This window comes from Eggerthella sp., assembly GCF_048329335.1.
Classification (GTDB): domain Bacteria; phylum Actinomycetota; class Coriobacteriia; order Coriobacteriales; family Eggerthellaceae; genus Eggerthella; species Eggerthella lenta.
Genome location: NZ_DBFEGU010000174.1, coordinates 1 through 26,082, shown reverse-complemented (window position 1 = coordinate 26,082; position 26,082 = coordinate 1). Strand labels below are relative to the sequence as shown.

General features: G+C 64.4%; 22 protein-coding genes and 1 other RNA gene. 21 read left to right on the top strand and 2 right to left on the bottom strand.

Annotation, left to right across the window (positions count from 1 at the left end; all coding sequences use genetic code 11):
• Window positions 1-1,271: radical SAM protein (locus ACMO6A_RS05820; RefSeq protein WP_418470892.1), on the bottom strand; the 1,271-nt coding region annotated here is incomplete at its 3' end.
• Window positions 1,272-1,594: 323 nt separating this feature from the next.
• On the opposite strand from ACMO6A_RS05820, the gene ffs reads away from it, so the two are divergent.
• The 13 genes from ffs (at window position 1,595) to ACMO6A_RS05755 (ending at window position 14,796) form a co-directional block, all read left to right on the top strand.
• Window positions 1,595-1,690: signal recognition particle sRNA small type (gene ffs / locus ACMO6A_RS05815), an RNA gene on the top strand.
• Between the two features lie 36 nt (window positions 1,691-1,726).
• Entirely contained in the window at window positions 1,727-2,566 is an 840-nt protein-coding gene (locus tag ACMO6A_RS05810; RefSeq protein ID WP_114516668.1) for a VTT domain-containing protein, read from the top strand.
• 20 nt (window positions 2,567-2,586) lie between these two features.
• Entirely contained in the window at window positions 2,587-4,818 is a 2,232-nt protein-coding gene (dnaX, locus tag ACMO6A_RS05805; protein WP_114516669.1) for a DNA polymerase III subunit gamma/tau, read from the top strand.
• Window positions 4,819-4,884: 66 nt separating this feature from the next.
• On the top strand, window positions 4,885-5,226 hold the full coding sequence (locus ACMO6A_RS05800) for a YbaB/EbfC family nucleoid-associated protein (RefSeq protein ID WP_009305164.1): 342 nt from the start codon (window positions 4,885-4,887) through the stop codon (window positions 5,224-5,226).
• Between the two features lie 24 nt (window positions 5,227-5,250).
• Window positions 5,251-5,847: a recombination mediator RecR gene (recR, locus tag ACMO6A_RS05795; RefSeq protein ID WP_009609491.1), complete on the top strand. Its 597-nt coding sequence runs from the start codon at window positions 5,251-5,253 to the stop codon at window positions 5,845-5,847.
• Window positions 5,848-5,992: 145 nt separating this feature from the next.
• Complete coding sequence (locus ACMO6A_RS05790; protein ID WP_009305162.1) at window positions 5,993-7,513, top strand: response regulator transcription factor; 1,521 nt, start codon at window positions 5,993-5,995, stop codon at window positions 7,511-7,513.
• 224 nt (window positions 7,514-7,737) lie between these two features.
• Window positions 7,738-10,470, top strand: a complete 2,733-nt coding sequence (locus ACMO6A_RS05785) for a molybdopterin-containing oxidoreductase family protein (protein WP_009609481.1) — start codon at window positions 7,738-7,740, stop codon at window positions 10,468-10,470.
• The gene (locus ACMO6A_RS05780; RefSeq protein WP_009305160.1) at window positions 10,470-11,051 is read left to right on the top strand and encodes a 4Fe-4S dicluster domain-containing protein; all 582 of its coding nucleotides are present in this window, start codon (window positions 10,470-10,472) and stop codon (window positions 11,049-11,051) included. Before ACMO6A_RS05785 ends, ACMO6A_RS05780 begins: the two co-directional genes overlap by 1 nt.
• Window positions 11,052-11,053: 2 nt before the next feature.
• Window positions 11,054-11,869 carry a dimethyl sulfoxide reductase anchor subunit family protein gene (locus tag ACMO6A_RS05775; protein ID WP_009609485.1) on the top strand — a complete coding sequence of 272 codons (816 nt, stop codon included), beginning with the start codon at window positions 11,054-11,056 and terminating at the stop codon, window positions 11,867-11,869.
• 65 nt (window positions 11,870-11,934) lie between these two features.
• On the top strand, window positions 11,935-12,564 hold the full coding sequence (locus tag ACMO6A_RS05770) for a 4Fe-4S dicluster domain-containing protein (RefSeq protein WP_009305158.1): 630 nt from the start codon (window positions 11,935-11,937) through the stop codon (window positions 12,562-12,564).
• A gap of 20 nt (window positions 12,565-12,584) precedes the next feature.
• Complete coding sequence (locus ACMO6A_RS05765) at window positions 12,585-13,466, top strand: 4Fe-4S binding protein (RefSeq protein WP_233671128.1); 882 nt, start codon at window positions 12,585-12,587, stop codon at window positions 13,464-13,466.
• The gene (locus ACMO6A_RS05760; protein WP_009609483.1) at window positions 13,463-14,119 is read left to right on the top strand and encodes a hypothetical protein; all 657 of its coding nucleotides are present in this window, start codon (window positions 13,463-13,465) and stop codon (window positions 14,117-14,119) included. The genes ACMO6A_RS05765 and ACMO6A_RS05760 overlap by 4 nt, the downstream gene beginning before the upstream one ends.
• Window positions 14,119-14,796, top strand: coding sequence for a TorD/DmsD family molecular chaperone (locus ACMO6A_RS05755; protein WP_009609473.1), 678 nt, complete (start codon window positions 14,119-14,121; stop codon window positions 14,794-14,796). Before ACMO6A_RS05760 ends, ACMO6A_RS05755 begins: the two co-directional genes overlap by 1 nt.
• Before the next feature lie 240 nt (window positions 14,797-15,036).
• On the opposite strand, the gene ACMO6A_RS05750 is transcribed toward ACMO6A_RS05755, so the two are convergent.
• On the bottom strand, window positions 15,037-16,425 hold the full coding sequence (locus ACMO6A_RS05750) for a helix-turn-helix transcriptional regulator (RefSeq protein WP_009609478.1): 1,389 nt from the start codon (window positions 16,423-16,425) through the stop codon (window positions 15,037-15,039).
• 285 nt (window positions 16,426-16,710) lie between these two features.
• On the opposite strand from ACMO6A_RS05750, the gene ACMO6A_RS05745 reads away from it, so the two are divergent.
• From ACMO6A_RS05745 to ACMO6A_RS05710, 8 genes are all read left to right on the top strand, one after another.
• Window positions 16,711-18,567 (top strand): FAD-binding protein, encoded by a 1,857-nt coding sequence (locus ACMO6A_RS05745; RefSeq protein WP_009609475.1) that lies wholly within the window; start codon window positions 16,711-16,713, stop codon window positions 18,565-18,567.
• A 145-nt stretch (window positions 18,568-18,712) separates the two neighbouring features.
• Window positions 18,713-20,050: a molybdopterin-guanine dinucleotide biosynthesis protein B gene (gene mobB, locus ACMO6A_RS05740; RefSeq protein ID WP_114518504.1), complete on the top strand. Its 1,338-nt coding sequence runs from the start codon at window positions 18,713-18,715 to the stop codon at window positions 20,048-20,050.
• Between the two features lie 24 nt (window positions 20,051-20,074).
• Window positions 20,075-21,220 carry a 4Fe-4S binding protein gene (locus tag ACMO6A_RS05735; protein ID WP_114518505.1) on the top strand — a complete coding sequence of 382 codons (1,146 nt, stop codon included), beginning with the start codon at window positions 20,075-20,077 and terminating at the stop codon, window positions 21,218-21,220.
• A 191-nt stretch (window positions 21,221-21,411) separates the two neighbouring features.
• Window positions 21,412-21,876: an RrF2 family transcriptional regulator gene (locus ACMO6A_RS05730; RefSeq protein ID WP_009305145.1), complete on the top strand. Its 465-nt coding sequence runs from the start codon at window positions 21,412-21,414 to the stop codon at window positions 21,874-21,876.
• A 9-nt stretch (window positions 21,877-21,885) separates the two neighbouring features.
• A complete protein-coding gene (locus ACMO6A_RS05725) occupies window positions 21,886-23,223 on the top strand; it encodes a cytochrome c biogenesis protein CcdA (protein WP_035586339.1) in 1,338 nt (445 codons plus the stop codon).
• 208 nt (window positions 23,224-23,431) lie between these two features.
• Window positions 23,432-25,120, top strand: a complete 1,689-nt coding sequence (locus ACMO6A_RS05720) for an FAD-binding protein (protein WP_035586342.1) — start codon at window positions 23,432-23,434, stop codon at window positions 25,118-25,120.
• A gap of 4 nt (window positions 25,121-25,124) precedes the next feature.
• On the top strand, window positions 25,125-25,502 hold the full coding sequence (locus tag ACMO6A_RS05715) for a cytochrome c3 family protein (protein ID WP_035586345.1): 378 nt from the start codon (window positions 25,125-25,127) through the stop codon (window positions 25,500-25,502).
• A gap of 147 nt (window positions 25,503-25,649) precedes the next feature.
• Window positions 25,650-26,082 (top strand): TetR/AcrR family transcriptional regulator (locus ACMO6A_RS05710; RefSeq protein WP_418470891.1); only part of this gene is annotated, 433 nt, incomplete at its 3' end.

Below are 26,082 nucleotides of genomic sequence, written 5' to 3'. Positions count from 1 at the left end.
CACTTGGCGCACAGGTCGCGCGCGCTTTCCTTCGCCTGCAGGTCGGTGGAGTGGGCGCCGGCGGTTTCCACCATGTCCGCCAGCACGTCCCGGTTCTCCAAGATGGGGCAGGGGCGCAGCAAGTTGTCGTTGAACGGCTGCCGCTCGTAGTACTGCATGAAGATCGGAGATTTCAGGGCATCGAGCAACGTCGTCTCGCGTATGTTCGCGTTGGCGTAGTGCGCGAACACGCACGGCTCCACGTCGCCGGCGGCGTTGATATGCAAATAGCGTCGTCCGCCGGCGATGCATCCGCCCACGAACTCGCCATCGTTTTGGAAGTCGAGGGTGAACAGCGGTTTCTTGCTGCGCATCTCGCGGACGAAGCGGTAGAGGCGTTCGCGCTGGTCGGCTTGCACCATGAGTTCGACGGGCGCGTCCACGCCTACGGGCATGTAGGTGAATATCCAGGCGAATAGGACGCCCTGGCCGATCATCCAGTCGAAGAACTCCTCGGAGGCGATGGAATCGGCGTTGGCTGACGTGTAGCAGCACGAGACGCCGAAGGGGAGCCCGTGCTGTTTGAGCAGGCGCATTGCCCGGACGACCTTTTGGTACGTGCCCTCGCCGCGGCGTCCATCGGTTGCTTCCTCGAAGCCTTCCACGCTGATGGCGGGAATGAAGTTCTTCACGCGCAGCAAATCTTGGCAAAACTCTTCGTCTATGAGCGTCGCGTTGGTGAACGAGAGGAACGAGCAGTCGGGGTGCGTTTCACAGAGCGCGATGAGATCCCGCTTGCGCACGAGCGGCTCGCCGCCCGTGTAGATGTACACGTAGGTGCCGAGCTCGGTGCCTTGGCGGATAATGGAGTCCAGTTCGTCGTAGGAGAGGTTTTCCTGGTGACCGTACTCGGCGGCCCAACAACCGGTGCAGTGCAAGTTGCAGGCGCTCGTAGGATCCATGAGGATGGCCCAGGGCACGTTGCAGCGGTGCTTCTCGCGCATGGTCTCCTGCTTTGGCCATGCCATGAGGTTGCCGTCAACGAGGAACGTCTTGATGAAGTCGTTGCGCATCGCGGGATTCAGCTCGAGCACGCGCGTGATGAGCTGGTGCCAATTGCTCTGCTGGTCGATAGCGTTGCGGAAGGCGGTCCTCTGACTGGGGAACAAGTCGGCAGGTGCTACCTTGTCCAGCATATCCATGATCTTGGTGGCGTTGCGCTCGGGGTCTTCCAAGAGATAATCGAGCGTCTTCTCGAAGGCCGCGTGCTTGATTTGATCGGTTGCCTTCATCGCTTCCTCCTCTAATGCATTGATTGTTCCACGAATGCCGAATAATCATCTTACGTAGATTCCGGTAACGAAATGAAGAAGGGCGATCGCCAAGTTGGAAACGAATGGATCTATCTGGGTGTTCTGCAGAGGATCGGGTTCGATCAACTTAGCTGGAAAGACGACGGCTTGCGATGGCGCGGCACCGCAAGGCAAAGGATTCCTGCGGTCTCGACGGCGAACGCGATGGTCGAGACTGTGTGCTTTTGGTTGCTTCAGAGGGTTGGGGTTCGACCGGATTTTGCGCTTCCTTTATACTGGAACGGTTGTTGTTTTGAGTATCTCGAATGGGCCGGGGCGGCGCCATGTTCCGAACCTGGTCAGGTCCGGGAGGAAGCAGCCATAAGGGACCGCTGGCGAGCGCCCCTGCCTATTCGAGATACTTTTTTGTATCGGGCTGTGACCGCGAGGACGACATGGACATCATCAATTTCTTCGTCAACCTGCTCTCGGATCCGCGGGGGGCTATCGCGGGCTGGATCATCGCGCTGGGGCCGCTGTGGGTGTACTCGCCGCTGTTTCTCATCGTGTTCGTGGAGACGGGTCTTGTGTTCTTCCCGTTTTTGCCGGGCGATTCGCTGTTGTTCGCGGCGGGCGTGTTCTCTGCCGACGGTGGAGGGTTGAACGTCTGGGCTACGCTCATCGTGTTCTACGTTGCCGCTATCTTGGGCAACACGTCGAATTACTGGATCGCGCGGTTCTTCGGCGTGCGCATCATCGATTCCGGCAAAGTGAAAGCGCTCACGCCTGAACGCATGAGCAAGCTCGACCATTTCTTTGCCAAATACGGCGGGCTCACCATCGTCATCACGCGCTTCATGCCGTTCTTCCGCACGTTCGCCCCGTTCATTGCGGGTACCGGCCATATGAACTTCGGCAAGTTCACGCTGTTCAACTGCATCGGCGGCATAGCCTGGGTCAGCCTGTTCGTTTTGGTGGGATACTTCTTCGGCGGTATTCCGCTCGTGCAGGATCACTTCGAGGTCATCGTGCTGGGCATTGTCGCCGTGTCGGTGGCTCCGGCTATCATCGGCGCCGTCAAGGCCGCTATGAGCTCGCGCAAGAAGAAGACGGCTGACGGACGCACGCAGGCCCAAGCCGAGATCGATGCCGAATTGGTCGAGGAGCTCGAGCTGCGCGGCGCTCATGCGGCAGTCGAAGAAGGGCTCTCCGGCAAGCATGCGGCCCCTGTCGCGAAGGCGGTTCAGGAGATGCCGCACGGCGCTCATGCGAAGGCGGAGTCCGAAACGGAGTAGCAGGGAAGAGGGCGTACGCGATGGCAGAGGCACTTTACCGTAAATACCGGCCGCAGATCTTCGAAGACGTTGTCGGTCAGGAGCATATAGAGCGCACGATCAAAAACGCGATCGAACAGGACAAGGTGAGCCACGCCTACCTGTTCACGGGTCCGCGCGGCACCGGCAAGACCACCACGGCTCGTCTGCTGGCGAAAGCCTTGCTGTGCGAATGCGGCCCTACCTCCGAGCCTGACGGCACGTGCGATGACTGCGTGATGATTGCGAACGGCGAACATCCGGACGTCTACGAGCTGGACGCCGCGTCGCGTACGGGTGTGGAGAACGTGCGCGAGGAGATCATCGGTCGCGTCCAGTTCGCTCCTACGCGCGGGCGCTATAAGATCTATATCATCGACGAGGTTCACATGCTTTCGACGGCGGCGTTCAACGCGCTGTTGAAGACGCTCGAGGAGCCGCCGAGCCACGTGGTGTTCATCCTGGCCACCACCGATCCGCAGAAGGTGCCCGAGACCATCCATTCGCGTTGCCAGCGGTTCGACTTCCGCCGCATCTCGGCCGAGTCCATCGTGTCGCGCCTGGGTGCCATTTGCGTGTCCGAGGACGTGGAGTTCGAGGGCGAGGCGCTCGATCTGATCGCCCATCGCGCCGAAGGCGGCATGCGCAACGCGCTGACGTCGCTCGAGCAGCTGATCGCGTTCGGCGAGGGCAAGGTGACGATGGAGGTGGCCGAGAGGCTATTGGGCTCCATCGACACGAACGACCTGGCCGAGATCGTGCGCGCAATCGGTACGCGCGACGTGGCCTCGTGCTTCCGCTGGACGGCGGAGTACGTGGAAACGGGTGCGGATCTGGCGCAGTTCGTGCGCGATTTGGCCGAGCATATGCGCAACATGTACGTGCTGTCGCTGGCGGGCGCCGACGTGGCGCTTGAGGTGAGCGAAACCGTGCGGCGCGAGCTTGCGAGCGAGCTGCCGCTGTTCGGCCCTGACCGCCTGGCGCGCCTGCTGGGCGTGCTGGGCGACCTGTCGGCCGAGTTGAAGACGTCGACGAACCCGCGTCTGTCGTTCGAGATCGCGCTCACGCGCATGGTGCGGCCCGATTCCGACTTGACGCTGGAGGCTCTTGCCGAGCGCATCGAGGCGCTGGAGAGCGGGCACTCCGCGGTTGCGCACGTGATCGGGGGAGGGGCTGCCGCGGTTGCCGCCCCTCAGGTTGCGGCGGCTTCGGCTTCCCAGGTTTCGGTTGCGCCCGTGCCGGCTTCTCCGCCTGCATCCCCTGCGACCCAGGGGGCTCCGATGCCCGCCTCCCAGCCTTCCGCGGCTCCCGCTTCCGCTCCTGGTCCCGATCGCGCATCGTCGGCCGAACGCGCTGGGGCGGTGCCTGCCGCGTCGGTGCAACCCGTCGCTGCTCCGCAGGTTGCGGCGCCGTCGCGCGAGGCGGGCGGCGTCCCGCCGCAAGGGGCGGAGGGCGTTTCGGCTCCTCGACCCGCATCGCCCGTGATGCAATCTCAGGCTCCGTCCGCCGCGGCCCCCTCCGACCAGCTCAAGGCCAGCCTGCAGAATCCGGCCGCCTTGCAGCGCGTGTGGCAGGCGGTGCTGGCGACGCTCAAGAAGAACAAGGCTGCTTACGGCGTGCTGTTCCTTAACACGAAAGCGGTGTACGACGCGGGCAAGGACACGTTGATCATCGAGTTCCCGGCCGAGAACTCGTTCGCCTTCAAGGCGGTGCAGAAGCCCGACGTGCAGGAAGCGGTGTCGGTCGCGCTCAACCAGGCGTGCGGCGAGTCGTTGCACTTCGCGTATGCGCAGGGCGGCGCGGTTGCCACGGCGGCGGCTCCGGCCGCGCGTCCTGCGCCGACGTCGGCTTCCGCGCCGTCGCCGACGCCGCGTCCGACGCCTGCTCCGGCCCAGCGCCCGCAGCAGCCTCAGCAGGCGGCTCCGGCGGTTTCTGCTCCCGCGCCGCGCCCGATGCCCGTGCCGGACTACGACATACCTCCGTACGAGGACGAGGTGGTTCCGTACGATGACGGTTACGTCTCGTCCGCGCCGACGCCCGCGCCTGCTCCGAATCCAGCTTCGGCGCCGACGCCTGCTGCCGCCCCGGCTCCCGCGGCTCCGGCTCCGACTCCGGTGGATGCTCGCACGTCGGCGACGCCCGAGCCTGCGGTGCGGCAATCGCCCGAAGAGCTGCAGGCCATTCTGGCCGCCGGTTTCGGCGATGGCGTGCGCGTCGAAGAAGTGAGAGAATAGCGCGACAGCTAGTTCGCCGCACGTATGCGGCTTGTTCGAAACGACCATGACAGATAGGAGACGACGATGTCGAAACGAGGCGGTTTTCCCGGCGGCGGCGGTAACATGGGCGCCATGATGAAGCAGGCGCAGAAGATGCAGGCCGAGCTTGCGCGCGCCCAAGAGGAGATCAAGGACATGACGTTCGAGGCCACCGCCGGCGGCGGCATGGTGAAGGTGGTTGCGAACGGCGACATGACCGTGGACAGCATCGTCATCGACCCCGAGGCCGTGGATCCCGAGGACGTCGAGATGCTGCAGGACATGGTGGCCGCCGCGGTGAACGAGGCGCTGCGCGGCGTGTCCGAGATCAGCTCCCAGCGGTTGAACGCCGCGACCGGCGGCTTGAACATCCCGGGCCTCATGTAACCAGGTTCGGAGAGAATCGCGATCATGTACGCTGCGCCGTCCATTCAGAAACTGCTCGACGAGCTTGAGCGCTTGCCGGGCGTGGGGCCGAAGTCGGCGCAGCGTATCGCGTACTGGATCCTCAACGCCGATAAGGCTACGGCGCTGCGCTTGTCGGATGCCATCGCCGAGGTGAAGGAAACGGTGCGCTTCTGCTCGCGCTGCTTCAACTACGCCGAGGACGACCTGTGCGAGATCTGCCAGTCGTCCAAGCGCGACGCAGGCATCATCTGCGTGGTCAGCGAGCCGCGCGACATCCCGCCCATCGAGCGCACCGCGGTGTACAACGGCGTGTACCATGTGCTGGGCGGCGCCCTTTCCCCGATGGAGGGCATCGGCCCCGACGAGCTGCGCATCGCCCAGCTTATGAAGCGCCTCGCATCCGACGAGGTGCGCGAAGTGGTGCTGGCCACGAACCCCAACGTTGAGGGGGAGACCACGGCGACCTACCTCGCCCGACTCATCAAGCCGCTCGGCATCGCCGTCACCCGTCCCGCCAGCGGCCTGCCCGTCGGCGGCGACCTCGAGTTCGCCGATGAGGTTACCCTCGGCCGCGCTATCGAAGCCAGACGGCCGCTGTAGGGGAGGCGGGCAGGGGAGTTTACTCCTCTCGCTTGCGAGTTTAATCTTGCCGCGAACGTATCGAAGCGAGCGTATGAAGTACTATGGGACGTATGGCGACGGCATTGACGGGTGATGTCGGGTGCCGAAGGGGCGAGGGGGACGTATGAGGGCTTGGCCGGCGGCGAAATACCTGACGTACTGTTTCTGGCGTTCGTGGATCCTCGTGGTGTATACGGCGCCGATCTGGAGCTACGTAGCGAACGGGACAGGGTCCGCATCGTGCTCGTTCTCCATGTATGCTTGGTCGACCGTTGCATTCGCGCTGGTCGCGGCTCTGTTGGCGTTGTTCCATGAAAAGGCTTCTCTCGTTTTGGCGCGCAAGGGCGTTATGTGCCTTGCGGGCGTAATCTCGTCGGTCGGCATGTTGATGGAATATGCGGGCGCGTTTCTGTTCTTTGACGGAGCCAACCTGCTGTTCGTGTCGGGAGCGCTCCTAACGGGCGTCGGCACCGCGTTCATTGCCGTACGCGCCGGTCAGATCTACGCGGCGACGCGTCCGGTGGTGGCCGTGACGAACACGGCGCTGTCCGAGTTGGCCTCCGGGCTCGTCTTCTTCTTCGTGGTGGGCACTGTGCCGCAGATCGCGCTGTTGGTGGCGGCGCTATTGCCGTTGGCCGCCGCGTTGATGACGCTGTTCGAGTCCGACGCGGACGCGACGCGCGGACTTGTGCGTCGCCGCGCGGCCGACATCGATGCGGCCACGCGTCGTGCAAGCGTCTTCGCGTTCGCGCGCTTCCTCGTAGTGGTGTTCCTGCTCACGTTCATGGCGAACCTGTCGAAGGGCGCTTTCGCCCTGCAAGATGCCGAGGCGTCGTTAGCGAGCGGCACGATAGGCGTGTCGCTGGTCATTTTGGTCAGCTTCGTGTTGGTGCTGGTGAGCAGCTTGCTCAAATCGTTCGATTTCGGCGTGGCGTATTACCCGCTCGTGCTCATGCTCGTGCTGGCCGTGGTGGTGGTGTTCTCGTCGGATGCGGGCAATATGGCCGCTGCGGCGGTGATCGTGCTGGTGTACTGCTTGTTCTCTCTGTTCATGTGGTGCTTGCTGACGTATTTGGCTCGCAGCGATTATTGGAGTTCGATTCAGGTGTTCGGGTACGGACGCTCGGTTTTCGCGCTCGGTTCGTTGGCAGGGCTCGTCGTGGGGCAGGGTTACCCGCTTGCCGAGATGGATGGCTCTGAGTCGTTCATCGTCGGCTTGGTGTTGGCGTTTTTGCTGGTGGCAGCATCCATGCTGATTTTCAGGGAAAGCGATGTGCGCAAGATCACCAGCGCGGGATGGCTGGCGGTCGAAGCGGTGGCCCCGAAATCGTCGGTATCGGACGGGCTCGATGTCGTTCGCGATGCCGTCGTCGCAGACGACTCTCGCGACATGTTTTCCGAGGAGGTGATCGCCGAGATGGGGTCCGGGGTCGATGCCGATGGGTTCGCGGCCGATCACAACCTCACTGCACGCGAGCGCGAAGTGTTCGAGCTTATGCTGCGCGGCCGCGATGCGAAGTCCATCGGCGAGGCGCTGGTCATCTCCGACAACACTGCGAAGGCGCATATCCGCAGCATCTACGCCAAGACGGGCGTGCACACGCGTCAGGAGTTCATCGACGCCACCGAGCATGTGATGCGCTGAGCCGTTAACGATCTCGCCTCCCCTCGATGGCCGCCTCTGCGGCCATTGCTTTGTCTAAGGGTTGTTTCTCCTGATGAAAAGACAGTTTACTCCTGCAGTCAGCCGGTTTAGCCCTTCCAGGCGATAGGCGAGCGCCTTCGTCGCGCGCACAATCTCTCTCGTGAAGGTCGCAGGAACGTTCTACCCCTGCGGCCGTAAGGAGACGAGAGAGAAAGGCGATGTGTATGAGTCAGCTCAACATGTCGAGGCGCGGGTTCGTGAAAGCCGCAGCCGCCACCGGAGCGCTTGCCGCATTCGGCGCGACGGCGGTCGACGGCGCGACGTTCCGCGAAGCGCATGCCGACGAGACGACCTCCCAAACAAAGAAGGTCTACACCTCGTGCCAAGCGTGCATCTGCAGCTGCGCCGTCATCGCGACGGTGCGCGACGGACGCGTCATTCGGCTCGAAGGCAATCCGGAAAGCCCCATCAGCCGCGGAGGCCTGTGCGCGAAGGGCCTTTCGGGCATCCAAGCGCTGTACAACCCCTGTCGCAACAAGTACCCCATGAAGCGCGTGGGGGAGCGCGGCACGAACAGCTTCGAGCGCATCAGCTGGGATCAGGCTATCGAGGAGATCGCGCAGAAGCTCACGCAGGACTTCTTCAAGTACGGCGGCGAGTCGCTGGTGACCTCTACGGGCGGCGGCGGGAACCCGCACTTCAGCTCGCCGTGTCGCTTCACGCAGGCGTTGGGATCGCCGAACATCTTCGAGCCGGGCTGCGCGCAGTGCTTCCTGCCGCGCATGGCCACGTTCTCGCTCATGTACGGCGGCAGCAAGTCGGGCACCACGTCGATGGCCGATTCCAAGTACGGCGGCTGTTCGTCGCTGTACTTCCCGGAGGACAATCCTATCCAGACGCTGGTCATGTGGGGCACCTGCACCAGCTACCACGCGCCCAGCGGTTCGGGGCGCGCCATTGCCGAGCTGCGCGCACGCGAGCAGGGGCTCAACATGGTAGTGGTGGACCCTCGCTTCACGCCCGATGCGGCTATGGCCGACGTGTGGCTGCCCATTCGTCCCGGAACCGACGTGGCGCTTATGATGACGTGGATCCGCTACATCATCGAGAACAAGCTGTACGACGAAGATTTCTGCAAGCGTTGGACGAACCTGCCGTACCTCATCGACACCGATACGAAGAAGATGCTGCGCGCCTACGAAGTGGGCCTGGGCGAAGCCGATGCGGAAGATGCGGAAAAGACGTTCGTGGTGTGGGATCAGAAGACGAACTCCGCGAAGGCGCTGCCATGGCCGTACGACGAAGCGCTGGACCCCGCGTTCTTCGGCACGTACGAGATCGACGGCGTCGAATACCCCACGGCGTTCACGCTGCTGCAGGAGCGCGTGGACGAATGGACGCTCGAAAAGGGCTGCGAGGTATGCTGCCTTGAGAAGGACCAGGTGGAGAAGGCCATCCGCATCTACGCGGAGAACGCGCCGTCCGGCCTGGTTCTGGGCGTGGCCACCGACATGAGCCCTCAGTCGGCCCAGGGTACGGAAGGCGCCTGCATCCTGGAGTTCTTGCTGGGCAACGTGGAGAAGCCGGGCGCGCTGCTGCAGCGTTTCCCCGACCCGCCGAACAAGGTGGATCTCGGCACTATGAACACGCTGGTCACAGGCGATATGCTGGAGAAGCGCCTAGGGTATCGCGAGCACAAGGGCCTGGGCATCTGGTCGCATGCGCACATCCCCACGGTGTTCAAGGCCATCACCACAGGCGAGCCGTACCAGCCGCGCAACTGGATGGAGCGCTCTGGCAACAAGCATGCGATGATCGGCAACGCGGGGCAGCTGTCCGAGATCATCGACAAGATGGAGATGATCTGCCATCTGTACATGTACCCCACGGCCTTCACCATCGAAGCGGCCGATTACGTTCTGCCCACGCAGGAGTGGCTGGAGAGCTATTTCACCATCGCCCACGCGAACAAGATCATCATCCGCCAGCCGGTGGTGCACTTGTACGAAACGGTGAACGAGGGCGTCATCTGGTCGGAGATCGCGCATCGTTGCGCCGAGCTGGGCAATCCGTTCGCTCAGAAGGCCTTCGACAAGGAATACCTGGCAACGCTGGGCACCGATCTGGTGTACTGGCGCGGCCAGCAGGAAATGATGGACTTCCATATGGGCTCGCTGCCTATGAGCTGGGACGAACTGGCCGAGATGGGCACGTACGAGTGGATCTCCAAGGAAGACTACCTGACGTATTACACCTACAAGACCATCGATCCGAAGACGGGCAAGGAGAAGGGCTGGAACACGCCGTCCAAGAAGGTCGAGCCGTATTCGGAAGGCACGCTCATGCTAGGCCGCACGGGCGAGCCGTGGGCGAGCGCCGAGGGCAAATCCTACGTCATGCCGCCGGCCGACGAAGATTACGATCCTTTGATCTACTATCTGGAGCCCGAGGAGACGAACCTCACCGATACGGAATATCCCATCATGCTGACCCAGGGACGCATTCCGCACTACCATCACGGCACGTTGCGCAACATTCCGTATCTGCGCGAGCTGTATCCGGTGCCGCTGGTCAGCATCCATCCCGAGACCGCCGAGAAGTACGGCGTGGAGGACGAGCAGTGGGTGTGGGTGGAAAGCCGTCGCGGCAAGGTGCGCGGGAAGGCGCATGTGACAGCGGGCATCGCAAAAGACGCCGTGCACATGGAACGCTTCTGGAATCCCGAGTACCTGGACACCGACACGCCGAGCAAGGCCTGGACTGAGATGAACGTGAACATCCTCACCAAGACCGACGGGCGTTACAGCCCCGAGCACGGCACGTACACGCTGCGCGGCTTCACGGTGAAGGTGTACCCGGCTCCCGAAGGCGCGCCTGAAGGCGCATGGATCAACCCGACCGATTTCGAACCGTGGATGCCTGAATTCAGCGAATCCACTGAGGTGGTGTTCAAATAATGGCTCATTACGCTATCGTCGTCGATCTCGACCGCTGCATCGGCTGCCACGGCTGCGAGATCGCCTGCAAGAACGAGAACAATATCGCATTGGGCGAGTACTGGAACAAGGTGGTGGAACGCGGGCCTTTCGGCGAATATCCCGATTTGGAGATGTATTTCCTGCCCACCATGTGCCAGCAGTGCCAGGATGCGCCCTGCGTGAACGTGTGTCCCACCGGGGCCAGCTATCGCGACGCCGACGGCATGGTGCTGGTGGACAAGGAGAAGTGCATCGGCTGCAAATACTGCATGATGGCCTGCCCGTACGGCGTGCGTTCATGGAACGCGGCCGAGAGTGTGGTGGAGAAGTGCACGCTGTGCGCGCATTTGTCCAAGAACGGCGAGCTTCCCATGTGCGTGCGCACGTGCTCGGCCGGCGCCCGGTTCTACGGCGATATCGACGACCCCTCGTCCGATGCGTCGAAGGCTCTTGCCGCGGCCGATCCCGCCAGCATCCACACCCTGCAAGATGTGGGGAACCATCCGGCGACGCACTACATTCTGTCGCCGAAACGCGCCGCTTGGAAGGAAGGTGAGTAGCCATGACGATCCAGTGGTCTTTGGTTCTGTTCACGGTGCTGTCGGGATGCGGTGCCGGACTGTTCGCCTGCACGGCCCTCGATGAATTTCGCGGAGGCGCGGCGTCGAAGGTGCGCTTGCCGGCATGCGCGGTGGCGGTGGCGCTGCTGGTGGTGGGCGGCATCGCGTCGGCTACGCACCTGTCGCACGTCGATCGCATGATGGCGGTGCTGGCTCATCCTACGGCGGGCATCTTCCTGGAAGCTTTGCTGCTGGGCCTGCTGGCGGTTTGCATCGCGGTATACGCGCTGCTGGTGAAGCGCGAGGCATCATCCGGAGCCCGCAAGGCGCTCGCCGCGACGGGTATCGTGCTGGCCGTGGCGTTCGCGTTCGCCTGCGGCGTGTCGTACATGATGACGTCGCGCCCGGTCTGGAACACCGTCGCGCTTCCGTTGGCCTACTTGGGAACGGCGCTGGCGACAGGTGCGGCGTTGTACCTGGTGCTGTGTGCGGCGCTCAAGGTTGACGAGGGCGACGTGAAGAAAGCCGGCGTGTACGCGGCGGCGGGCGGTGCGCTGTCGCTGGTGTTGACGGTGGCGTTCGGCCTTGTCAGCGGTACCGCCTTCGGCGATCAGGCCGCGCTCTTCTGGGTGGCCGTGGTGCTGTGCGGTTCTGCGGCGCCGGCGGTTTGCGGCGTGCTGGTCGCGCGTAAATCCGGCGGCGCGCTTTCGTTGGGCGTGGTGGCGCTGGCGGGCGCCCTGGTGGGCTCCGTCGCCGTTCGCGCGGTGATGTGGCTGGTAGGCACGGCAGTGGCGAACTACTTCGGGTTCGCGTTGTAACCGGAGATCCCCCGAGCGCCGTATCGCGCGGCGCCCGGGTTCGAGGATGAAAGCAAGGCGAGAGTATGGCTGACTACACAAGGCGAGCCTTTCTGGGATTCACCGCCGCCACGGCCGCGCTCGCGGGCGTGGGCGCCTCGGCGATCGCCTTCGCGGGCGAGGGCGGGCTGCTGCGACCGCCGGGCGGCCAGGACGAAGGCGCGTTGGTGGCTGCATGCGTGAAGTGCGACCGCTGTCGCTCGGCATGCCCGACGAACGTGGTGGGGGTAGCGCATGTGGAGGATGGGCTGCTGCAAGCTCGCACCCCCGTGCTCGACTTCCACAAAGGGTACTGCGATTTCTGCGGAAAGTGCCAGACGGCCTGCCCGACCGGGGCGTTGGGGTCGTTCGATCCCCAGCGCGACAAGCTGGGCGTGGCGGTGGTGCAGAAGGACCGCTGCATCGCGTACTTCGAAGGATGCGTCGAATGCGAGAAGGCGTGCCCGTACGAGGCGATCGCGTTGGACGATGTCGGGCATCCGGTGATCGATGCAGCGAAGTGCAACGGTTGCGGCGTGTGCGAGAACGTGTGCCCCGCGCTCGTGTACCGTTCGTTCGCGGGCGGGTCTCGGCGGGGCGTTGTCGTGGTGGCGCCCGAGCGCTACGAGCGTTTGGGGAGGACGACGGTTGAGGGCGAGAGCGAGATGATCGTATGAAACGGGAAGGGAAGCGGCGCGTGAGGGCGTCGACGTTGCGCGTGCTGAGCGCGCTCGGCGTGGCGGCTCTCGTGTGCTTGGGGCTGGCGTTGCACACCGGCACCGGCACGCCCAGCTCGTTCGGCATCGCGGACATTGCGGCGCTCTGCCCGCTCGGCGGTGTCGAGGCGGCCATTGCTTCGAGAACGGTTGTCCCGCCCCTGCTCATCGGGCTGGCGGTGGTCGTAGCGCTGACGCTGCTGTTGGGCCGGGCCTTCTGCGCCTGGGGCTGTCCCGTCCCGTTGTTGAGACGGGTGTTTCGAGGAAAGAAGGCCTCGAAGCGCGATGCTTCTTCACCGGATTCCGGGCCTCTCGATGTCCCGGCGTCCGAGCGCGGGGGCTTGCGCGATTCGCGCAACTGGGTGCTGGGCGGGGCCATCCTCTCGACGGCTGCGTTCGGGTTCCCGGTGTTCTGCCTTGTGTGCCCGGTCGGTTTGACGTTCGGAACGCTCGTCGTGGTGTGGAGGGTGTTCCAGTTCAACGAGGTCACCTGGTCGCTTCTGGTGTTTCCAGCCATGCTCGTGCTGGAGTTGGCAGTGCTGCGGAAATGGTGCCATCGGTTCTGTCCGCTGGGAGCGCTGCTGTCGTTGGTGTCGCGCGGCAACCGCACGTTCCGGCCGCAGGCGAACGTCGGGACGTGCTTGCATGCGGCTCACGGCGAGCGCTGCCATCGGTGCGCCGACGCGTGCCCGGAAGGCATCGACTTGCATGATCGGGCGGCTTCCGCTCCGCTCAACGAGTGCGTGAAGTGCCGCGAGTGCGCCGACGCGTGTCCCGTGCACGCCATCACGTTTCCATTCCTGTCCAAGAAAACCCTGCTCGAGCCTTCTGCGGCCGAGCGCGATACGAAGGAGGAGCAATGAATGTCGAAGAGGTGTTCAAGGCCGCACCGGGATGCCAGAAGGTGCTGATGACCGCGTTGAAAGCGTGCCGTACGCCGCGCACGCCCAGCGAACTGGACTCGATCATGGACGAGGTGCTCCGGTGCAACCGTTCGGTCTATCGTCCGGCGGAGCTGCGCGCGCTGCTGGAGCGCTACGGCGCGCTGGCGTACGAACCCAGCGAGGAAGAGCAAGCGGCGCAAGCTGCCCTTGAAACGGGAGAGGAACCCGAACTTGCCGTGGACGAGGACGGCAACTTCGTGACGACTGCGCCGGCCGAGGGCGTATGGGCGATCACCGAAGCCGGCGTTGCGTATCTCGATTCCGATCCTATCGGCGCGAAGGCGCAGGCGCTGCTGGCCAAGGACGCGGTCTACCTGCCGGTGTATCGCGCCTTGCTGGAGTTCGCCGCCGAATGCCCGCGCGACAAAAGCGCCATCGACGCGGTGATCGACCCTCATCCGCTCGTGCAGAATCCGCGCTTGTTCGCCGGATATTTCCTGGGCGAGCTGGAGCGCATAGATGCAATGGAGTGGGCCGATGCCTGGCATGTCACGGAGCGCGGTCTCGACTTGCTGGAAGCGCTGCGCGATGGAGAAGACGACGAAAGCGGCGTTGCCGCGAAGGAGGCATGATGATTGACGAGGGAATGCGCGCCTTGGCCGAGGCGCTCCGGCAGCAGAGTGCGGCGTACGGGTTCGTGGCGCGTTTGTTGCGCACCGAGGTGGATGACGAGGCTCTCGGGAGGCTGCGCGCGATGAGGTTTCCTGCCGCGAGCGGCAACGATCATCTCGATGCGGGCTATCGAGGGTTGTGCGCTTATCTGAACGCAGGCGGAGAGCGCCAGCGCGGCGATTTGGCCGTGGACTTCCTGCATACGTTCATCGGCGTGACGCAGGATCGAGAGCAGGTGGCTTTTCCGTACGAGTCGGTATACACCTCGCCTGAGCATCTGCTGATGCAGGATGCGCGCGACGAAGTGCTGGCGGCGTACCGTGCGGCAAAGGTGGTGTTGGTGGACGAAGCGTGCGAGCCCGAGGATCATCTGGCGTTCGAGTTGGAGTTCATGCAGCTGTTGGGAGAGCGCGCCGCCGAGGCGCTGGAAGCGGGGGACGATGGATCGTGCGCGAACCTTTTGGAGGCTCGCCGTGCGTTTCTCGAGGAGCATCTGCTGAACTGGGTTCCCGATTTCGCCGACGACGTGCAACGCGTTGCACGCACGGGATTCTATCGGGCGTTGGCCGACATCGTGTTAGGGGTGCTTGAAACGGATCAAGCGTTCCTGGAAGACGTGCTGGACGATGCCGCATAGCGCGGAACGCAGGCATAAAAAATGGGACGCGAACGTCCCAAAGAAAGACAAAGGGTTCTGCCCCCTCCAAAAAACAGAACCCTTATCTTTACCGAAGCATCAAAGCCTCTGTAAATGCACGGATTATTATACCACCCCTCTTCACGAAATCACAACATATATTTTCGGCGAACAACGAGCGGGGAGCTGAGCTGGGGCGACGATGCCGACGAGTTCGTATTCGGCTCGGTGCGACCGAGATCAACCTTTCGTCAGACGCAGGATGTCCTCGCGCGAGGAGACGTCGAGCTTGCGATAGATGTTGTGGATGTGGGTGCGCACCGTGTTCGGCGAGATGAACAGCACGTCGGAGATGTAGGCGCCGCTGTGGCCTTCGGCGAGGTAGGCGAGGATTTCCTGCTCGCGCGCCGTGAGGTTGTGCGCGTCCGCCAGCTGGGCGCAGCGGTCGGGCGAGCTTGCGGGCGTCGCCTCGTCCTCGGCGTGCTCGGCGGCGCGTTGTTCGTCGTGCGCATCGCGGGTGCGGCGCACGTACGACGAGAGCACCATGACGAACGCGTACAGCGTGGTGGTGACCGTCACCGCCACATGGACGAGGTCGTCGTCGAGCGCGCTTGCGAAGCTCTGGCCGGCGAAGGAGGCTGCGCAGAACAGCAGCACGGCGGTGGAGAACACGAGGTCGGCCGAGAACTCGCCCGCGTTCGCGATGGCGCATAGCGTGGCCAGCGTGAGGATAGCCGCCAGCGCGTACAGCGCGTAGGTCAGAAACGACACGAGCCCCGAACCGCTGCCCACCGATGCCGAGATGCTGGTGGCCGCCAGCAGCACCATGGCCATGAGCGGCAGGAACGTCTGGTGCATGCCGCCTCGCAGCGCGAAGCGCTTTTTGCGCAGGGTCGTGTACGCCAGCAGCGCCGCGGCATCGAGCGCGAGCGCGGCCAGGTAGGCGTCCTGGCTCTCGTTGAACGCGGTGCGCATGACGGCCATCGCGAACGCGAACACGAGCAGCCCCAGCCCGGGCGCGACGATCACGTCGGCCAGCGAGGCCAGGGTGGCGCCCGTCGTGCGGCCCTCGGCTCGTTCGGGGGTGGTCTGCACGGTGCCGTCCGCCGTTCCCGAGAACGCGAGAGGGACGATGACGGCCGCGATGGAGCTGAGCACGAACAGCACCGTCACGCCTGGCAGGGGCAGCACGGCGTACAGAAAGCAGATCCCGGCCGATAGCATGCTGGCAAGGGAAACGGCGACGAGCGCGCGCTTGATTTTGAAACGCGCGCATATGCGCCCCCACGTGAGCGCCAAGCACACGTCGCCGAGGGCGGCGGCCACGGCAAGCGCGATGAGCAGCGCCGTACCCAAGCTGCCGAACCAGGAGAAGTACGCGAACGCGAGCGCGCAGCACAGGTACAGCATGCCGCCCCCGGCGCCCAGCAGCATGGACGGCAGGCGCTTTCCCGCCAGCGACAAGCCGAGGAACAGCGCGCCGAACAGCGTGGCCGCCAACAGGGTGGTTTCGGCGAAGGTGCCCACGAACAGCAACGTATGCTCGAAGCGCAGAAACGAGATGACCGTTCCCGAATAGATGAGCAGCGTGGAGAACAGGCAGGCGACGCCCACGATGAGCGCTGTCATAGCGGGTAGGGAAAGCCCTTCGCCCGCCCGCCCGCGTTCGAGCTTGCCCGTTGTTTCGCGTTGCGTCTCGATAGCCGCCTCCTTCCCTCGCCGTGCGTCGCATTATAGCATCCGCGCATCTCACCTGCGCAAACAATCGGCGTTGAGGCGTCTACGTAAAACCGTTGAGAAGCATTCGCCATCTGCGGAAACGCAAATCAACGTTTTTTCGGATGGAAGCGTGCGTCGGTTCGGGCAAAGATGGGGTCGCAGGGTACGAAGCACAACGCAAAGGAGATGGGGAACATGGAACTTTCTCGCAGGAACTTCTTGGTGGGTGCCGCCAGCGCCGGCGTCCTCGGCGCGATGGCCGGGCTGACCGGATGCGCGCCGCAGGCGTCGTCCGCGTCGGCCAAGAGCGGCGACGTGTCGTCCGCCGACGCGGCGGTCGCGCGTCCGACCTATTACATGTGCGACGAGGATTGGCTGGGAAGCGCGCCCGAGATCGCCGACGCCGACATCAAAGAGACGAAAAGCTTCGACGTCGTGGTGGTGGGCGGCGGCCACGCCGGCACGCAGGCGGCGCTTGCAGCGGCGCAGGAAGGCGCGAAGGTCGCCGTCATCGAGAAGCACAACGACGGCGAGATCGTCTACCGCGGCGACGACATCTGCTCGTACAACTCCAAGATGCTGGAGGCGTGGGGCTTCGGCCCGTACGACCTCGACGAGATCGTCAACGAGTACGTGCGCCGCGCCAACGGCCGCTGCAACACCGAGGTTATCCGCTCGTTCGTGTACAACTCCGGCGAGATGATGGACAACCTGGCCTCGCTGATCCCCGACACATCGGACGTGTTCGACTACGAGGGCGGCCAGTGCATCGTGCAGATCGCCTACGACAAGCCCAGCGGCGCCGATTACCCCGTGGAAGTTTCGGGCTACAAGATGTGGGCGTCCACGGTGCAGACGGTGGGCACGAAGAACGAGCAGCCCGTGGGCAAGAAGCAGAAGACGGGCATCTCGCGTCTGGCCGAAATCGAGGAATACTGCCGCGACGCGGCCGAGGACCTGGGCGCCGAATGGTTCTGCGGGCAGACCGCGGCGCGCTGCGTGCAGGATGCCGACGGCGCTGTTAAGGGCATCATCGCCGAGGACGCCGACGGTAACTACGTGAAGTTCGAGGCGGCCAAGGGCGTCATCCTGGCCACGGGTGACTTCGGCGGCAACACCGACATGGTGTGGGAGCTGTGCTCCGAATGCGCCGAGAACGCCGAGCGCCACGGCGTGGACCGCGCCGAGCTCATGGGCATGACCGACTGCGACGGATCCGGCCATAAGATCGGGTGCTGGGCGGGCGGCGCCATCGAGAGCCATCCCCGCCCGGTTGCGGGCGACGCGCCCTCCATCTCGTTCGGCCCTTGGGGCTCCACGCCGTGTCTGTGGATGAACTGCAACGGCCAGCGCTTCATGAACGAATCGTTCGCGGGCCTCGTGCTGGCGCAGTCGTGCCGCCAGCCTATCAACCCGGAGGCCAAGATGGTGGGCAACTTCGCCATCATGGACAGCAAGTACATGAGCTACATCCAGGCGGGCGGCCTCGATCACGGCGCTCCCAACTGGGGCTTCCCCGAGGGCATCGAGGAGTTCCAGGCGCAGATGGAGGCGGCGGATCCCGCTGCCGGCACGGTGGAAGTGCGCGGTTTGGAGATCGCGAACCGCACGAGCCCGTTCGTGAACGAGATATTCGTGGGAGCCACGCTCGAAGACGCGCTGAAGAACGCCGGTCTCGAAGGCAAGGCGCTCGAGAACGCCAAGACCAGCGTCGAGCGCTACAACGAGCTGTGCGCCGCGGGCAAGGACACCGACTTCGGCAAGCCCGAGAACCTGCTGATCCCCATCGACGAAGGTCCGTTCTTCATTGCCACGCAGGGTACGAACAGGTTGTACGGCCCTGGCCTGAACACTCTGGCGGGTCTGTGCGTGAACGGCGATTACCAGGTGCTGACCGCTTCGAAGAGCGAGGTGATTAAGGGTCTGTACGCCGTGGGCAACACGATGGGCGAGCGCTACGGCAACGCCTACAACTGCCCCTCGGCCGGCAACAACATGGGCAACGCCATGACCAGCGGCCGCGTGGCCGGCAAGCACGCCGCGACCGCGTAGCTCTTCAACCTGCCATACCCTCCCTCCCTCGGAAGCCGCGCCTTTTGGCGCGGCTTCCGGCGTGCGGGGGAGCGCGCCCCGGCTCTCCTTCCCGGTGCGGGCGGCGCTTCGTGCTATACTGTGCGCCGAACGAACGGGGGAGCGCATGGTCAACATACCGAGCCCCGCCCTGGCTATCGTCGGGCGGCATAATTCAGGCAAGACGACGCTCATTGAGCAGCTTATCGCCGAGCTGGTGCGACGCGGGCGCGACGTGGGCAGCGTGAAGCATCACAGCCACGTGGGTTTCGACATCGACTATCCCGGGAAGGATTCGTACCGCCACCGCGCCGCTGGCGCGCGCGAGACGGTGATCGCCGCGCCCGGGCAGATCGCCCGCATCAAGTCCGTGGAGGGCGAGATCGAGTGCTCGGACATCGTGCGCAGCATGCCCGGCCACGACATCGTGGTGGTGGAGGGGTACCGCAAAAGCGGGCTGCCCACCATCGAGATCATGCGCTCGGGCAACGACGCCGACGCGCGGGTGGCCGACGTGTTCGCCGAGGGCGCGCGCTGCGGCTGGCCGTTGGGCACCGACTTCACCCAGTTCACCCGCGGCACCGTGCCTCCGGCCGACGACGATGCGGCGCGCGAGGAGCTGAGCCGTGCCGCGCAGCGGGTCGAGAGGGCTTCAGGAGACCATTTCAAGACGCAGCATCCCGACTACGCCGACATATCGAACAAGCTGCCGACGTCGGACACGGTGGCCGTCGTCACCGACATCGAGGAGGCGCGCCATGCCGCCGAGCTGTACCACGTGCCGGCGTTCGCGCTCGACGACATTGCTGGCCTCGCCGACTTCGTGGAGCAGCGTTTCGTGCGGCCGCGCGTGACCGTGGTCATCCAGGCGGGCGGCGAGAGCAGGCGCATGGGGCAGAGCAAGGCGACCGTGCCGTTCGCGGGCCGGCCGCTGATCTGCCGACTGGTGGAGCGCCTGGGGCCGGTTGCCGACGACCTCGTGATCACCACGAACGAGCCGGAGCGCCTGGCCTTCCTGCACGCCGAGTTCCCGCAGTACCGCATCCAGCTGGTGTGCGACGCGTTCAACGTGCGCGGCGCGCTGCCGGGCCTGTACACGGCGCTGGAGGCTGCGCGCAACCCGTATGTGGCCGTGGTTGCCTGCGACATGGTGTTCGCTTCCCCGTCGCTCGTGGTGGCCGAGGCGCTGGCCATGAACGAGACGGGCGCCGATGTGGTGGTGCCGGTGAACAAGCACGGGTTCGAGCCGTTCCATGCGATGTACCGCCGCGCGGGCTGCCTGCCGGCCGTGAGCGCCGCGCTCGACCGCGGCGAGAAGCGCGCTCAAGGGTTCTTCGCGGACGTAGAGGTGTGCGAGTTCCCGCAGGAGCGCGTGCTGGAGGCCGAGCCCATGGGCGGCTGCTTCATCAACGCGAACACGCCCGAGGAGCTGCGCGCCATCGAGGAGACGTTTCTCGAGAAGTAGCGGAAGACGAGACGAGGAATTGGCATGCCGAACCTGGTAGACATCGTGGAAGTGGCCGAGGCGCTGGAGTCGAAGGCCGTGTACCTGGCGAGCGATCGCTGCGTGGTGGTGCGCAACCGCCATGCGTCGTGCGCGAAATGCGCGGACGCCTGTCCGACGGGCTCGGTGTTCGCGGCCAACAACGTGTTGGAGCTTGACGGCGAGGGATGCGTGGCGTGCGGCGCCTGCACCACGGTATGCCCGGTGGAGGCGCTCATCCCGTTGCGCCCGCTGGACGAGGACCTCGCCTCCAGCGTGGCGTCCGCCGTGGCGGCAACCGGCGGGAAGGCCGTGTTCGCATGCGCGCGCATAGCGTCGAAGCGCCTGGCCGACCCGGCGAAGTACGCCGAAGTGCCCTGCCTCGCGCGCATGGAGGAAAGCGTGCTGCTGGGTCTTGCGGCGCGCGGCGTGGAGGATATCGTGCTGGTGGACGGCACGTGCGCCACGTGCAAGTTCCGCTCGAACGTGCCGGGCATCGACGCCACGGTGGCTTCGGCGAACGAGCTCATGGCTGCGCAGGGCTCGGACGTCCGCGTGCGGCGCGCGTCGGCGTTTCCCGACGAGGTGCTGCTCGAAGACAAGCGCACGCTGCTGGGCGAGTCGCGCCGCGGCTTCTTCACCAGCGCGCGCACGCGGGCGAAGGACGCCGCGGGCAAGACGGCCGAGGTGATGGTGTTCAAGAACGACAACGCTGCGCCGTCGCTGCGCGAGCGGCTGCGCATGTCCGACGCTGGCACGCTGCCGCAGTTCAACCCGCAGCGACGCATGCTGGTGCTGGATGCGATGGACCGGTTGGGCGCGCCGACGGTTCCCGAGATCGACACGCGGCTGTTCGGCTCGGTATCCATCGACACGCAGGCGTGCAGCTCGTGCAACATGTGCACGGTGTTCTGCCCGACGGGCGCGCTGCGCAAAAGCGAGCTGGTGCCTGCGGAGGGGGAGGGCAGCTTCCTGGAGTTCTCGGCGGCCGACTGCGTGCAGTGCAACCTGTGCGCCGACGCGTGCTTGAAGAGCTGCCTGACGGTGAACTCGACGGTGTCCACCGAGGAGCTGTTCGACTTCGAACCGCGGCTGATCCATCTGCCGAACCCGCCCGCGCGGCCCGGAATATTGTCGAGCTTGAGGCGATAGCGGTCGGAAGGGCTCATCATCGGCCCAAAGACACGGAATTCGGCTCGGAAGCGTGTTTTCGGGCCGATGATTCGCCCTCGCCTGTTCTTTGCGGGTTTTTCGGCTCGATTTCTCAACTGTATCTTTCTTTTGTACAAAAGTTACTGTATAAAGAAGTGAAACAGTTGATTTGTCATAGACGGAGCAGCATCATGAACAGCGATTTCATTGTTGCGGTGCACGCGCTGGTGTATCTGAACCATAAGGCGGACATCGTTTCCAGCGAGGCTTTGGCCAAGAATATCTGTACGAACGCGGCGCGTGTGCGCAAGGTGATGGCTCCGCTCAAGCGCGCCGGGTTCGTGACCACGCGCGAAGGCAACGTGGGCGGCTACCGTTTTGCAGGGGACGCTTCGGCGGTCGACCTGCACATGGTGGCCGATGCGCTCAACATCAGATTTGTGCAATCCGGTTGGCATAGCGGCGATATGGACATGAAATGCCTTGTGGCATCCGGTATGGCGGGCATCATGGACGACATATTCCTCGATTTAGACGAGCGTTGCCGTGAACGTCTTGCGCAAATATCGATCGCCGACATCGACGACCGCATATTCGGCTCCGACGGCGTCGTGCCTTTCGATGGTCGGCCGGCATCGTCCGGCGCAGAGGGCTAGGAGGAGATCATGGGCTTCTCCCTCGAAACGAGCATTCCCGTGCTCACCGTGTTCGTGCAAGGCCTGCTGAGCTTCTTCTCGCCGTGCGTGCTGCCTCTGATTCCTCTGTACGTGGGCTATCTGGCAGGCGGCGCGGCGAAGACGAACGATGACGGGACCGTCGAGTACCCGCGTAAGAAGGTGTTCGTGAACACGCTGTTCTTCGTCGTGGGCGTGAGCTTTGCGTTCTTCCTGCTGGGCTTCGGATTCACGGCGCTCGGCCAGTTCTTCACCGGAAACCAGCGCGTGTTCTCGATCGTCGCCGGCGTCATCATGGCGGCGTTCGGCCTGTACATGCTGGGCGCGTTCGGCAAGACGAAGGCGGTGGAGAAGGAGCGTCGTCTGCCGTTTCGGCTGAATAGGTTCGCGATGAACCCGCTGGTGGCGCTGGTGCTGGGCTTCACGTTCAGCTTCGCGTGGACGCCGTGCGTGGGTCCGGTGCTGGCCAGCGTGCTGCTGATGGCGTCGTCGAGCGCTTCGGCCGCGGCAGGCTTCGGGCTGGTGGCCGTGTACACGATCGGCTTCGTGCTGCCGTTTTTGGCGGTGGGTCTGTTCACGGGCGAGGTGCTGCGCTTTTTCCGTACGCACGGCAACGTGGTGAAGTATACGGTGAAGGTGGGCGGCGCGCTGCTCATCGTCATGGGCGTGATGACCGTGACCGGGTGGATGAACGGCGTGACCAGCTATCTGTCGTCGTTCGGCGGCGCGCCCGCTGCGCAGGAGCAGCCGGCCGACCAGGGCGCGGATGAGGCGAAGGGCGACGGGGCGAACGGCGGTTCGTCCGATGCTTCCGATGCGGGCAAGGATGCCGGCTCGGGCGATGGCGCTGCGAGCAAGGCCGATGCGCAGGCGGCGCCGCTGGCCGACCTCAAGCTGGTCGACCAGAACGGCGAAGAGCACTCGCTGGACGAGTACCGCGGCAAGACGGTGTTCCTCAACTTCTGGGCCACCTGGTGCGGGCCGTGCCAGCGCGAGATCCCCGACATCGAGAAGCTGTACCGGGATCGTGGCGAGAACGAGGGCGACCTCGTGGTGCTGGGCGTGGCGAATCCTAAAACCGACAGCCGTCCCAACAACAGCGACGTGTCCGAAGCCGACGTGAAGGCGTTCATCGACGAGCGGGGCATTACGTATCCCGTGCTCATGGACACGACGGGCGAGATGTTCAGCGGCTATCGCATCTTGTCGTTCCCCACGACGTTCATGATCGACAAGGACGGCAACATCTTCGGCTATATCAGCGGCATGCTGACCCCCGACATGATGGACAGCATCGTCGAGCAAACCATGTCCGGTGTGAGGAAGTAGCGCTACGCCGCCCGCCCGCCGCTTCGCGCGGCGCCTCCGTAACGCGGATGTTTCACGTGAAACATCTGTTCGTAAAAGGGATCCTGCGGGATCCCTTTTCGCGCTCTGCTGCTCGACGCGGCGTATTCGCAAGCTCTTACTTTACAACGTAAATAAAACACGTTACCATTCACTTTACGTTGTAAAGAAAAACGAACAAGGAGGGACTATGGGAGAGTACGACGTATCGCGTCGCTCGTTCCTGAAGGGGATCGGCTTGGCGGGCCTTTCTGCTGGTACGCTGGGGACGCTGGGCGCGACGGGCATCGCCTTCGCCGACGATGCGCCCGTCGCCGAATCGGTGGACGCGTATCGGCAGCTTGCGTGCGAGACGGCGCTTGTGCCGGTGAAGAAGGCGGCATGCCCGGGGCCGCGCGGGCCGGTCGGCTTCGAAGACCGCGACATCGCCGCGAGCGACATCGCTTCGACCGAGGATTGCGACATCGTGGTGGTGGGCGCAGGTATCGCCGGGCTCATGGCCAGCCTCAAGGCAGCCGAAGAGGGCGCGAAAGTCATCTGCATCGAGAAGATGACGAAGGGCCGCGGCTGCTTCGAGTGCTTCGGCGCCGTGGGGGCGAAGTGCCAGGAGGGCACCGAGATCGACAAGGTGGCGCTGTTGGACGAGATGTACCGCAGCGCGTACTGGCGCGTGCGCCCCGAACCCATACGCACCTACGTCGACCGTTCGGGCGAGGCTACCGATTTCTGGCAGGCCGAACTCGACAAGGGACAGAACGGCTTCGTCATCTCGAAGGTGGAGCAGGCTCCCTCCACCTGCGGCATGCCGGCGCTGACCCCGCTCATCGACACGGAGCTGGGCTTCTACGACAGCCCCTCGCTGCCGCCCGACGCCGGAGTGCGCTCCGGCTATTCGGGCATCTACGTGTGCCTCGAGATGCAAGAGGTGGCGAAGGCCTACGACAACCTCGACCTGCGCTTCAGCACGCCGGGCGTGCAGCTGGTGCGCGACGGTTCGGGACGCGTGGGCGGCGTCATCGCCAAGAGCGGCGACGAGTACGTGCAGATCAACGCCGGAAAAGGCGTGATCCTGGCCACGGGCGGCTACGATGCGAACCCTGAGCTCATGGAAGCGTGGACGCGTCCGGAGGATTATGCCTCGTCGAGTTGGTGGAACCCCGGTTGGGGCACCACGGGCGACGGGCATCTCATGGGCATCAAAGCAGGCGCGCAGATGGATCCGTGCCCTCAGCCGGTGATGAACTTCCGCTGGGGCAATCCCGATTCGTTCTACGACGCGCGCACGTGGAACGCCGTGTACTTCGCCCTCATGGTGAACGGCGACGGCAAGCGCTTCGTGCGCGAGGATCTGCCCTTCCAAAGCGTGTCGAACGCGCAGAACGCCCAGCCCGACTTCGGGAAGAGCTGCTGGCAGGTGTTCGACGATACCATGTTCGAGGGCATGGAGGACGCGGTTGAGGAGTTCAAGCAGAAGGGCTGGCTGTTCGAGGGATCAACGCCCGAAGAGCTGGCCGCCGCCTGCGGCGTCGACCCGCAGGGCCTCGCCGACACCATCGCGCGGTACAACGGGTTTTTCGAGGCCGGCGTGGACGAGGACTTCGGACGCGACCTGGCGGGAACCATCCCGTTCACGGGCACGCGCTTCTTCGCGCTGACCACGAACAGCTGCGTGCTCGCCACGGTGGGCGGGCTCACCATCGACGGTTCGTGCCGCGTGCTCGATACCGACGACCGGGTGATCGAGGGGCTGTACGCCGTGGGCAACGCGTCGGGCAACTTCTTCGCCGGCAACTACCCCCGTCATATCCCTGGAACGTCCATCGGACGCGCCGTCACGTTCGGCTACGTTGCCGCCGAGCATGCGGTGAAAGGAGCGTAAAGCCATGTTGAACGTCAAACGATCCACGGTAGGCGCGTTGTCGACGGTTGCGCTTGTCCTTTGCCTGACCTTGGGGTTGGCGGCATGTGCGCCGCAGACATCAGAACCCGGCGCCGATGCGGACGGCTCGTCGGCCAAGACGACGCAGACCGCTGCCGGCGACGGCACCGGTGCGTATGTGTCCGACGAGCAGTGCTTGAGCTGCCATGGAGGCTCGTACGAGGCGCTGGCCGAGACCACTTCGTCCTACGAGCAGAGCAACCCGCACGACTCCCTCCACGGAGGGTACAACTCCTGCGTGAACTGCCATGCGCGCGACAAGGAGATCACCGACAACCAGTGCATGCACTGCCACGATTGGCCGCATAATCCCGCGGCGTAACGCCGATCGGCCTGTTCGGAAGAGGAGCCGTAGCGAGCGCGCTTCGGCTCCTCTTGGTTTTCGCATGCGAAGGAGGCGGGAGGGCTCGCGGCCGGGCATGCTCATGCTATGCTGGGCGAAACGAGGTGCTGGCAGGAGGGACGCGGCGTGGATGCGGAAACCGAAAAGAAGCGGAAGAGCGGGCTGACCCGGGACGTCATCGTGGATACCGCGTATCGCATGATCGATCGCGACGGCATGGGCGCATTCACGATGCGTGCCCTCGGCGCGGAGCTGGGCGTGTCGGCCATGGCGTTCTACGCGCACTTTTCCTCGCGCGAGGAGGTGCTGGTGGCGGTGCTCACGCGCTTCATGGAAACGCTCGACACCGATCCGGTGCCGGGAGAGCGGTGGGACGACACGCTGCGGCGCACGATGACCTCCATCCATCGGGAGTACTGCGCGCATCCGCACATGAACGATATCGACCTCGATCCGAACATCTCTTACGCGGGTTTGGCGGCCCACACCGAGAAGATCGTGTCGCTGCATCTCGACCAGGGTATGCCCGAGCCCGTGCTCACGAAGGCGTGGGCCATGG

Coding starts and splice junctions, on each gene's coding strand:
- ACMO6A_RS05730 (WP_009305145.1), top strand. CDS start 21,412: ATGAACAGCGATTTCATTGTTGCGGTGCACGCGCTGGTGTATCTGAAC.
- ACMO6A_RS05810 (WP_114516668.1), top strand. CDS start 1,727: ATGGACATCATCAATTTCTTCGTCAACCTGCTCTCGGATCCGCGGGGG.
- ACMO6A_RS05720 (WP_035586342.1), top strand. CDS start 23,432: ATGGGAGAGTACGACGTATCGCGTCGCTCGTTCCTGAAGGGGATCGGC.
- ACMO6A_RS05800 (WP_009305164.1), top strand. CDS start 4,885: ATGTCGAAACGAGGCGGTTTTCCCGGCGGCGGCGGTAACATGGGCGCC.
- ACMO6A_RS05725 (WP_035586339.1), top strand. CDS start 21,886: ATGGGCTTCTCCCTCGAAACGAGCATTCCCGTGCTCACCGTGTTCGTG.
- ACMO6A_RS05790 (WP_009305162.1), top strand. CDS start 5,993: ATGAGGGCTTGGCCGGCGGCGAAATACCTGACGTACTGTTTCTGGCGT.
- ACMO6A_RS05750 (WP_009609478.1), bottom strand. CDS start 16,425: ATGACAGCGCTCATCGTGGGCGTCGCCTGCCTGTTCTCCACGCTGCTC.
- ACMO6A_RS05760 (WP_009609483.1), top strand. CDS start 13,463: ATGAATGTCGAAGAGGTGTTCAAGGCCGCACCGGGATGCCAGAAGGTG.
- ACMO6A_RS05745 (WP_009609475.1), top strand. CDS start 16,711: ATGGAACTTTCTCGCAGGAACTTCTTGGTGGGTGCCGCCAGCGCCGGC.
- dnaX (WP_114516669.1), top strand. CDS start 2,587: ATGGCAGAGGCACTTTACCGTAAATACCGGCCGCAGATCTTCGAAGAC.
- mobB (WP_114518504.1), top strand. CDS start 18,713: ATGGTCAACATACCGAGCCCCGCCCTGGCTATCGTCGGGCGGCATAAT.
- ACMO6A_RS05780 (WP_009305160.1), top strand. CDS start 10,470: ATGGCTCATTACGCTATCGTCGTCGATCTCGACCGCTGCATCGGCTGC.
- ACMO6A_RS05755 (WP_009609473.1), top strand. CDS start 14,119: ATGATTGACGAGGGAATGCGCGCCTTGGCCGAGGCGCTCCGGCAGCAG.
- ACMO6A_RS05715 (WP_035586345.1), top strand. CDS start 25,125: ATGTTGAACGTCAAACGATCCACGGTAGGCGCGTTGTCGACGGTTGCG.
- recR (WP_009609491.1), top strand. CDS start 5,251: ATGTACGCTGCGCCGTCCATTCAGAAACTGCTCGACGAGCTTGAGCGC.
- ACMO6A_RS05785 (WP_009609481.1), top strand. CDS start 7,738: ATGAGTCAGCTCAACATGTCGAGGCGCGGGTTCGTGAAAGCCGCAGCC.
- ACMO6A_RS05770 (WP_009305158.1), top strand. CDS start 11,935: ATGGCTGACTACACAAGGCGAGCCTTTCTGGGATTCACCGCCGCCACG.
- ACMO6A_RS05775 (WP_009609485.1), top strand. CDS start 11,054: ATGACGATCCAGTGGTCTTTGGTTCTGTTCACGGTGCTGTCGGGATGC.
- ACMO6A_RS05735 (WP_114518505.1), top strand. CDS start 20,075: ATGCCGAACCTGGTAGACATCGTGGAAGTGGCCGAGGCGCTGGAGTCG.